Genomic DNA, 1,474 nt, shown 5'->3' on the forward strand with positions numbered 1-1,474 from the left:
AATCATGCCGGGGTATACATAGGTGATGGGCTGATGTTACACCACATGTACGGACAGCTCAGTAACCGTGTGCATTATAGCGGATACTGGCAGGAGCGAGCGGTAATAGCGCTGAGACATGAAAAATTTCATGACTAGTCAGTCTCTTGAGGGTAATCTTAAGATTTCTTAATTATAAGGATTGATTGTATGAAAAAAATAGCCCTAGTGGCAGCGGCTTTTTTTATAGTAGGTTGCGCAACCACTCCAGTTTCTAATGAATCAGCCAAACCAGTGCCGGAAAAACAGATAATACAGCGTGATTTATTGGTCAAAAAAGAAGGTACAGGAAAGGTTATAATTAAAAGAGATTCAGGTTTTATAGGGAGCGCCTGTTTGTCTCGGGTTTATGTTGATGGGAAAGAGCTTGCTGACCTAGATCCAGCACAGAAGATAGAAATATACCCCAAGGTAGGAAGACATATTTTCAGCGCAAAATCAAAAGGAATATGTGGTGGTGGCATGAGCGAACAGGAAGGAAGGGTTACTGAAGATGAGATGTTGACGTATCGGATAGGATATGGCTCGAATGGTGATTACGGTATCTATCCAACAGCTTTTTAAATAAATGCAATACAACCCGCTTCGGCGGGTTTTTTATGGAGTAAATCATGAATACGTTACGAATAATCCGGCTATACGGAACACTCGGCGCCCTGTTCGGACGAGAACATCGATTAGCGGTCACTTCGCCGCAGGAAGCGATTCGGGCATTATCGGTCTTAATCGACGGCTTCGAAAAGTTCCTGCTGAGTGCCAAAGAGCGTGGGTTAACCTTTGCTGTATTCAGCGGTAAACGCAATATCAGTCAGGATGAACTGGAATTTTCCGGTACAGACGACATTCGTATTGCCCCGATGATTATCGGCAGCAAAAAAGCGGGCGTGTTTCAGACTATTCTCGGCGCAGTGATGGTGGTTGCCGGGGCATTTATGTGGGCTACCCCGTGGGGGGCACCGATGGTCATGTCAGGTATCGGAATGATGCTGGGGGGTGTGGTACAAATGCTGTCCCCCATGCCGGGCGGACTGGCGCGACGGGAAGATCCCGACAATAAACCATCCTATGCGTTTGGTGGTCCGGTGAACTCCATTGCGCAGGGGAACCCCGTTCCGCTGGGTTACGGTCAGCGCCGCATCGGGGGCGCCATCATCTCAGCGGGAATTTACGCCGAAGATCAGCAATAAATCTTCAAATCTTCATCGTTTTCAATCAGGTCGCGCAAGCGGCTTAATGAGATGGTCACCCCCACCCTGTGAGCGGTAAGCTGAGAGGGTGTTTTTCTTTGGGAAGAGGCCATCATGAATAACGTCACTTTAATCGGTATTGATTTAGGTGTATTAGTCCAGATTAGATCTGACAACTACCGGTTATTTATACAGGTGTCTGTCAGGTTAAATCTGGGTTAAATTCTTTTCTGCCCAGAGTCGTTTTC

At 46.9% G+C, this 1,474-nt stretch carries 3 protein-coding genes; all 3 read left to right on the forward strand.

Going from position 1 to position 1,474, the window contains the following annotated elements; all coding sequences use genetic code 11:
- On the forward strand, window positions 1–138 hold a 138-nt coding region (locus Xkoz_RS19050; RefSeq protein ID WP_141554455.1), incomplete at its 5' end, for an NlpC/P60 family protein.
- Window positions 139–189: 51 nt separating this feature from the next.
- On the forward strand, window positions 190–603 hold the full coding sequence (locus tag Xkoz_RS19055) for a hypothetical protein (RefSeq protein ID WP_099143502.1): 414 nt from the start codon (window positions 190–192) through the stop codon (window positions 601–603).
- Window positions 604–650: 47 nt separating this feature from the next.
- Window positions 651–1,226 (forward strand): tail assembly protein, encoded by a 576-nt coding sequence (locus tag Xkoz_RS19060; RefSeq protein ID WP_099143503.1) that lies wholly within the window; start codon window positions 651–653, stop codon window positions 1,224–1,226.
- Window positions 1,227–1,474 lie beyond the last annotated feature (248 nt).

This window comes from Xenorhabdus kozodoii, assembly GCF_002632875.1.
In the GTDB taxonomy this organism is placed as follows: domain Bacteria; phylum Pseudomonadota; class Gammaproteobacteria; order Enterobacterales; family Enterobacteriaceae; genus Xenorhabdus; species Xenorhabdus kozodoii.

Excerpts from the sequence above, each read along its gene's own strand:
- Xkoz_RS19055 (WP_099143502.1), top strand. The coding sequence starts at position 190 with ATGAAAAAAATAGCCCTAGTGGCAGCGGCTTTTTTTATAGTAGGTTGC.
- Xkoz_RS19060 (WP_099143503.1), top strand. The coding sequence starts at position 651 with ATGAATACGTTACGAATAATCCGGCTATACGGAACACTCGGCGCCCTG.